Here is a 7,208-nt window from a genome sequence, read left to right as displayed (position 1 = left end):
TGCGTGAGGGGCATGGAGCATGCCGTTAGGCAGTGCGTAGCGTTAGCGAAGCACCGAAGCGAAGCGCAGTGCGGAATACCCCGACCCTTGCGTTAGCAAGGGGCACGCCCAAAAAGAAATAAAAAATTCTATTTACTAAAAAATTCTCTTACCGTTTTTACCACAAGAGTTGTTTCTTGTGATATCTCTTCGGGATAGACACGTTCTAATACACTATCTGCCCCTACTATACTCTCATTCCACAGGTCAAATTCAGGGGTGCTATACATTGGAACTGGTACGTATTGATTTTCTAACTCTTTCAGTTCTTTCTGATACTCTTGTATTCTTTTTTTCTCTTCTTTTGTTGCATTCGGATAATTGGGATAAGCATTTTCTTTTTGACCATGTACATACTCAGGTACTAAGTGCTCAATATTGTATTTTTGAGGTAGTGCTTGTATTTGTTTGGATATTATTTCATTTTTTGCACGAATTTGTTCGCGTTCTGCTGCGGTAAGTGGCTTTTTAATAGTATACTCAATATGTGGATAAGTTTTTTTTCCATATTTCTTGGCTATTTGTTCTATGTTTTGAGCAGTCGAGCTCATTGTTTTTTCATAATAGGTATAAATCACCTTTGGGCGGTAAATTAAAAGTTTACTTTCCGCAGGATTGACCTCTAATATCCATTTATTCGGTAATTTTTGGGATAATTTTTGCAGTAGAGGGTATTTGTCCTCTTCGGCTATCTCCATAGGAATGTTGTTTTTCTGACTATACTCTTGAGCTTCTTCAAAAGAAGCAAACCATTTTTCAATCTGGTAGGTAGCCCACCCTTGATCAGTTTTAATCATAGGAACTGATTGAGTAGGATTACTTGCTGAATTAAGTAGCAGTAAAGCATACTTATATTCATACACAGATTGACACTTTTCGCAGTTTTCCCACCCTTTTTGACAATGGGTAAAAACCTGCTTACGAATAATGTGTTGCCCCATAATGCTATAACTGAATAGTAAAAAAATAAATAAATGAGATAAATACATGCTTCTATATACGGTTTATTAAAAGTGAGGTTGTAGTTTTGTTTAACAAATTTTGCAGCTACTGCCTGCTATCAATCTATGGACAAAATAGAAATAAGTAGTACATAGTCTGTGTTTTTGCAGATAAAATTGCTACCTAAAATTTGTTTAATTTTGCCCCCATGAGCTTAAAAGAAAAAGTAGAACAGGATATCAAAGCGGCTATGAAAGCCCGCGATATGGTTCGGTTAGAAACTCTTCGTTCTATCAAAGCGGCAATTTTATTAGCAGAAACTGAAAAAGGCGCCCCCGAAACGCTAAGTGAAGAGAGAGAAATTGCACTGCTGACCAAAGAAGTAAAAAGGCGCAGAGAAGCTGCCGAGCAATTTAGAAACGGCAATCGCCCCGAACTGGCTGAAAAAGAGGAAGCCGAAGCCAAAATTATAGAAGAATATCTGCCCAAACCTTTGACCGAAGCAGAACTAATTGAAGCCCTCAAAGAGATTATCAACGAGGTAGGTGCTACTTCACCTAAAGACTTTGGAAAAGTAATGGGAATAGCTACCAAACGACTACAAGGTAAAGCAGATAATAAAGTTATCGCAGAAAAAGTTAAGCAGCTATTAGGATAGTGTATGCCCATCACATTTGCAGATACTCATGCACACCTATACGCAGAGCAGTTTGACTCTGACCGCTCTGCTGTGCTTCAAAAAGCAATAAGTACAGATGTAAAGTATTTTTTCATACCTAATTTAGATAGCACTACTGCACCAGCTTTACATACGCTTATTGCAGAATATCCGCAGCACTGTTTTGCTATGATGGGGCTACATCCTTGTCATGTACAGTCTGATACCTACTTGACAGAAATGGAAAAAGTAGAAAAACTTTTGTTTGAGAAACCTTGTCGTTATGTTGCTGTTGGTGAAATAGGAATTGACTTATATTGGGATAAAACTACATTTTCATTGCAGAAAGAAGCTTTTATACAACAATTAAAGTGGGCAAAAACACTAAACCTGCCTGTTTCAGTACATTGTAGAGAGTCTTTTGATCAGGTAATGGAGTGCATAGAATACGTTCAAGATGGTTCATTAAAAGGAATTATGCACTGTTTTACGGGCAATCTAGAACAAGCTCAAAGAGTTATACAAGCAGGCTTTATGATAGGTATAGGCGGGGTAATTACGTTTAAGAAAAGTCAATATTTGCGAGATGCTGTAACCCAAATACCTTTGGAACACATAGTTTTAGAAACAGATTCCCCCTACCTTGCCCCTGAACCTTATAGAGGTAGGAGAAATGAACCAGGCTACATTCCCATTATTGCTGCCACAGTAGCCAAAGCTAAAAACTGTACTATTACAGAAGTAGCAGAACAAACCACTCAAAACGCACTGCACATTTTTTCTATATCCGCTTAATTTTGTGTAGACTATCCAAAAATATGGATATTTCTTGGTTATCAAGAACAGCGTTGATTGTAGGAAACGAAGTATTAGAAAAATTGACACAAAGTAAAGTTTTAATTGTAGGTATGGGAGGTGTAGGTTCTTTTGCGGCAGAATTTATAGTACGTGCAGGTATAGGAAATGTTACAATTGTAGATGGCGACGTAGTAGAACCTAGTAATAGAAATCGCCAACTGCCTGCTTTAGCTACCACAGAAGGTCAATACAAAGTAGAAGTGATGAAAGAAAGACTGCTTGCTATTAACCCTGAACTAAATATCACTGCTATCAATCATTTTATGACCCCTGACGATATGAAAAGCCTACTCTCATCTCAATCTTTTGATTATGCAGTAGATGCAATTGATAGCATAAGTCCTAAAATACAAATGCTAGTCCTTTGTTATCAAACAGGTACACGCGTGGTTAGCTCTATGGGTGCAGGCGGAAAACTAGACCCTACTCAACTTAAAATTGTAGATATTTCTCAAACACATACCTGCAAATTAGCTCGTTATGTGCGTAAAAGGTTAAAAAAGTACAAAATTTACACAGGTATAAAAGCCGTGTTTTCTACGGAAAAAGTTATTGCACACTCGCTAATGTATACTCAAAGTCGTTTCAAAAAATCAGCTTACGGCACAATATCTTACCTACCTGCGGCTTTTGGAGGCGCATGTGCTTCAGTCGTTATTAGGGACTTAATAGAGCAATACGGAAAGCAAGGTAAATAATTTCCTGTTTTTCCCAAAAATTCCTTTCTAGTTCTTACAAGTCTTAATGTAAATAATTCATATTTAATGAGTTGTGTTTTGGCATACGCATTGAATTTTGTTATTAAACCTCTCAATGCGTATGATAGCCACAGTAAATTATCATTTAATAAAAGCCTGCAATTACCAATGTCAATACTGCTATGCTACTTTTAATGATATTCGAGAGAAGCCTCTTTCTCTTTCAGAACAAATAAAGTTGATTTCTTTACTAGCTAAGAGCAAATACTTTAAAAAAATTAATTTCGCAGGGGGTGAACCTCTATTAGTTGCACATTTGCCTAAGTTGATTAAAGTAGCCAAAGAGGAGGGTTTTAAAGAAACAAGTGTCGTAACAAATGGTAGCCGATTGACTAAAGAATGGATATATAGTGTAAAAGACTATCTAGATATTCTTGCCATTAGCATAGATAGTGTATCAGAGGGCACAAATATCAAAATTGGTAGAAAAGAGCGAGGTTCAGAAGGTAAAACTCTGGACTTGGATAAAATAATTAAAATATCCGAATTATGCCATGCTTTTAATATACACCTAAAAGTCAATACGGTAGTTAATGCGTTTAATAAAAGAGAAACTTTGACAGACGTAATTAACAAGATTAAACCTTTTCGTTGGAAGGTTTTGCAAGCTACAAAGATAGAAGGACAAAATGATGAAAATTATTCCAAAATTGCAGTTACTAATCAAGAATTTGAAGAATTTTGTCAGAGGAATAAAAAATACTTACGCGCAGACATTGATTTAATCACTGAGCCTTCAGAAATTATTCAAGGTTCATACTTAATGATAGATTTTGTTGGTCGTTTTTATGATAGCAGCTGCGGCAAACACCGGTATTCCGATAAAATTTTAAAAGTAGGTGTAGAAAATGCAATAGAGCAAGTTAACGTAGATGCAGACAAATTTTGTCTACGAGGGGGAGATTACAGAGTAAAAGATTGAAGCAAAAGCATGCCATTATCGGCTTTCTTTTAGTATATTTAGCAAATATTGACCATAGCCCGACTTTGTCAAAGGTTGAGCTAGTTTTTCTAACTGTTCTGCGGTAATATAGCCCATACGATAAGCAACTTCTTCAATACAACCAATTTTTAGTCCTTGTCTTTCTTCAATAGTTTGAACAAAAAGACCCGCTTGCATCAATGAAGTAAAAGTTCCTGTATCTAGCCAAGCTGTACCTCTACCAAACTTCATTACTTTGAGTTGCTTTCTCTCTAAATAAATACGATTAACATCTGTAATTTCATATTCACCCCGTGCGGAAGGTTGTAAGCTTTTGGCAATCTCCACTACTTGATTATCATAGAAATAAATACCTGGTACCGCATAATTTGATTTAGGTTGTTTAGGTTTTTCTTCAATAGAAAGCACATTTCCCTCCTTGTCAAATTCTACTACTCCGTAGCGTTCAGGGTCAGAAACATGGTAAGCAAAGATAATTCCGCCTTTGGGATTTTTACACTGTTGTAGCAAGCTTCCTAAACCTGTGCTGTAAAATATGTTGTCCCCTAAAATAAGTGCAACGCTATCCGTACCAATAAAAGACTCACCAATAGTAAAAGCTTGGGCTAGTCCTTTGGGTTCAGGTTGCTCGGCATACGTAAAGTTTAGCCCTAAATGACTACCATCGCCAAATAAACGCTTAAAATGCGGTAAATCTGTGGGCGTAGAAATAATCAAAATCTCTCGTATCCCTGCCATCATTAACGTAGAGAGGGGATAGTAGATCATCGGCTTGTCATAAACGGGCATGAGCTGCTTACTCATGACCAAAGTTAAGGGATGCAATCTTGTCCCTGCGCCGCCAGCTAAAATAATTCCTTTCATTTTCTTCGTTTTAAGTTTGGATAAAAGTCTTGTAGCTTAGGCAAAACTAATGGTACTTTTTCTATTACCAAAACAGAAGTATCTAATCCAAAAGCTTTACCTTCCGAAATGCTCAAATAATGAGATAAAAAGAAATAGGTACGCATGACAAAGCGCTCTAAGGAAGTTAATTCTTTTTCATCAGGTAAATAGCGTTCCAATACAACAAATTTAAAATCACCCGTTACATAATCTTTAAGTGAATGATACCTACTCATGATATTGACCTCTCTATTTCTTTCAAGCTCCTCTACTACTTTTCTGAATAGGATGTTGATACGTTGTTCCACCCTAAACCCGAGATAAAAGGTAATACGGTAAACATCATCTTCAACTAATTTTTCCACTGCGTACTCAGTAGTATAAGGTGTGTCAAGAACTTCTATATGAATGATCCAATAAATATCTGCTCTTTTGGGCTGTTTTTGAAATATGGAATAAACTATTTTTTTTTCAATTTTAGAAGCATCAGGGGCTGCACTCATGTATACAAGATTTGTAGCATATTTAGCAATTGTAGAGTCATTGCTTAGCTCTCGCATTTTTTTCAAAACAGGTTCAAAATCCTCAAATTCTGTAAGCTTATCTTTAATAAGCCGAGCTTTATACCAAATCCACATAATAAAAAATAATGCACCACTGATAAGTAAAGTGATCCAACCTCCCTCCGCGAATTTAAGCAGATTAGCTGCTAAAAAAGAAAGTTCAATGGATAAATAAACTATTAACAAAATGAAAGGAAAAAATAAATTCCGCCTTTTTATGTAAAGGTATTGTGCTAATAAAAGTGTAGTCATAAGCATGGTAAGTGTGATAGATAAACCGTAAGCAGCTTCCATATTTCCTGATTCTTTGAAATACAGTACCACAAAAATGCATCCCAACCATAACAACCAATTCATAGCGGGAATGTATATTTGCCCGCGCAGCTCTGTGGGATAGTTGACTCTCATTTTGGGCCACAAGTTCAGCTTCATAGCTTCACTGACCAACGTAAAAGTGCCACTGATTAAAGCTTGGCTAGCTATAATAGCCGCTGTGGTAGCAATGATAATTCCAAAAGGTAAAAAACTGCGGGGCATAATTTCATAAAAAGGATTACGATTATTGAGTAGGTGCCCTACTTCACCTTGATCTAATAGCCAAGCTCCTTGACCAAAATAATTGATAAGCAAACAAGTTTTGACAAATATCCAAGATACACGAATGTTTGCTCTTCCGCAATGTCCTAAATCGCTATACAAAGCTTCTGCACCTGTGGTACACAAAAACACAGCACCCAATAGCCAAAAACCACTAGGATAGTGAAACAAAAGATTGTAAGCATACTTAGGGTTGATAGCCCAAAAAATATCTAAGCGCTTACTTACTTGCACAAGTCCCAAAACAGCAAGCATGGAAAACCAAACTAACATTACAGGACCAAATGTTTTGCCTACTACATTCGTCCCAAATTGCTGAATAATAAATAAAGCAGTGATGATGCTTATCACAATCGGAACAGTAGGTATATCAGGATTGATTACTCTCAAGCCCTCAATGGCACTAGATACAGAGATGGAAGGAGTAATAATTCCGTCAGCTAGTAGCGCGCAAGCGCCGAGCATAGCAGGAAAAACTACCCATTGTTTTGATGCTTTGCGAACTAATGCATACAAGCTTAAAATACCTCCTTCGCCGTTGTTATCTGCGCGTAGAGTAAGAACTACATATTTGAGTGTAGTCTGTAAGGTTAATGTCCAAAAAATACAGCTAAGCGCCCCTAAAATCAGTTCTTTTTCAATCGGCTTATCTCCTACAATAGCTTTGAGAACGTACAAAGGACTTGTACCTATATCCCCGAATATTATACCCACAGTAACAAGCAGACCTACAAAAGATAGTCTTTTTATGTGGGTTGAGCGGGAAGATTCCATGCTTTTGCAAAAGTAGAGATTTTTAAGATACAAAATCAGAAAATTGTTTAGGCTAATTCAAAGTTATATTAGGTCTATTTTTGTTTTACAAAAATGCGATTGCAGGTAAGTTAAATTTTATTTTTTTGGGCGTGCCCTTGCCCACACTTCGCTTGCGCTTGTGTGGGCAAGGTCGGCGTGCTACGGGCTAC

General features: G+C 36.9%; 7 protein-coding genes. 4 read left to right on the top strand and 3 right to left on the bottom strand.

Annotation, left to right across the window (positions count from 1 at the left end; all coding sequences use genetic code 11):
* Positions 1-128 precede the first annotated feature (128 nt).
* The gene (locus NZ519_10075; GenBank protein ID MCS7029096.1) at positions 129-980 is read right to left on the bottom strand and encodes a hypothetical protein; all 852 of its coding nucleotides are present in this window, start codon (positions 978-980) and stop codon (positions 129-131) included.
* Between the two features lie 209 nt (positions 981-1,189).
* Between NZ519_10075 and NZ519_10070 the strand changes: the two genes are divergently transcribed.
* The 4 genes from NZ519_10070 to NZ519_10055 all read left to right on the top strand — a co-directional run bounded on the left by NZ519_10070 (position 1,190) and on the right by NZ519_10055 (position 4,177).
* Entirely contained in the window at positions 1,190-1,639 is a 450-nt protein-coding gene (locus tag NZ519_10070) for a GatB/YqeY domain-containing protein (GenBank protein MCS7029095.1), read from the top strand.
* Positions 1,640-1,642: 3 nt separating this feature from the next.
* Positions 1,643-2,434, top strand: coding sequence for a TatD family hydrolase (locus tag NZ519_10065; GenBank protein ID MCS7029094.1), 792 nt, complete (start codon positions 1,643-1,645; stop codon positions 2,432-2,434).
* A gap of 23 nt (positions 2,435-2,457) precedes the next feature.
* Positions 2,458-3,195: a tRNA threonylcarbamoyladenosine dehydratase gene (locus tag NZ519_10060; protein MCS7029093.1), complete on the top strand. Its 738-nt coding sequence runs from the start codon at positions 2,458-2,460 to the stop codon at positions 3,193-3,195.
* Between the two features lie 121 nt (positions 3,196-3,316).
* Positions 3,317-4,177, top strand: coding sequence for a viperin family antiviral radical SAM protein (locus NZ519_10055; GenBank protein ID MCS7029092.1), 861 nt, complete (start codon positions 3,317-3,319; stop codon positions 4,175-4,177).
* 15 nt (positions 4,178-4,192) lie between these two features.
* On the opposite strand, the gene rfbA is transcribed toward NZ519_10055, so the two are convergent.
* Complete coding sequence (gene rfbA, locus NZ519_10050; GenBank protein MCS7029091.1) at positions 4,193-5,062, bottom strand: glucose-1-phosphate thymidylyltransferase RfbA; 870 nt, start codon at positions 5,060-5,062, stop codon at positions 4,193-4,195.
* Positions 5,059-7,017, bottom strand: a complete 1,959-nt coding sequence (locus NZ519_10045) for a KUP/HAK/KT family potassium transporter (GenBank protein MCS7029090.1) — start codon at positions 7,015-7,017, stop codon at positions 5,059-5,061. The genes rfbA and NZ519_10045 overlap by 4 nt, the downstream gene beginning before the upstream one ends.
* Between the last annotated feature and the right edge of the window lie 191 nt (positions 7,018-7,208).

The organism is Bacteroidia bacterium (assembly GCA_025056095.1).
In the GTDB taxonomy this organism is placed as follows: domain Bacteria; phylum Bacteroidota; class Bacteroidia; order JANWVE01; family JANWVE01; genus JANWVE01.
Note: the sequence above shows the minus strand (reverse complement) of the source record. Positions and strands in the feature narration are given on the sequence as shown.